Genomic DNA, 509 nt, shown 5'->3' on the forward strand with positions numbered 1-509 from the left:
AAGATGAATTATTACTTAAAGCTTATGCAAAAATTACAAAAGCCATAAAACATTCTAATACTTTTAAAAATGATTGTTTAAAAGAATATAATGAAATCAATGAGCTTTATTTAAATTTAGCAAATTTTATTCAAAAAAATAATCAAAATCTAAATTCAAACTCTAATTTAAACGATATAAGCGAAGAAGAAATCAATCAAATACTAAATGTTCTTATACAAAGAATTGATCAAGTAAAAACAAAAATAGAAAATTTAAAAAATTTAAATTTCTTTTATGACATACTGCAAGCTACTTTAATCCAATTTGAATTAAATTTAGCTAGAATTTATGTCTTAAAAGCAAAAACAAAAGAAGATTCTTTTAATAAATCTTTAATTTGGATTAAAGAACATTTAGAATGGCTTAAAATGATATATGCACATATTAATGCACTTGAACTTGCTTTAATAAAAAACATTAAGCCTTTAGAAGAAGAGTTATATAAAAGGGGACTTGAAAAATGGATG

The 509-nt window shown here is 21.4% G+C and carries 1 pseudogene; it reads left to right on the forward strand.

From position 1 onward, the window contains the following. Nucleotides 1-509 (forward strand): annotated as a pseudogene (locus GQV94_RS07645) (motility associated factor glycosyltransferase family protein); the annotation flags it as partial.

The sequence above is a fragment of the Campylobacter sp. TTU_617 genome (genome assembly GCF_016599045.1).
Taxonomy (GTDB): Bacteria; Campylobacterota; Campylobacteria; order Campylobacterales; family Campylobacteraceae; genus Campylobacter_D.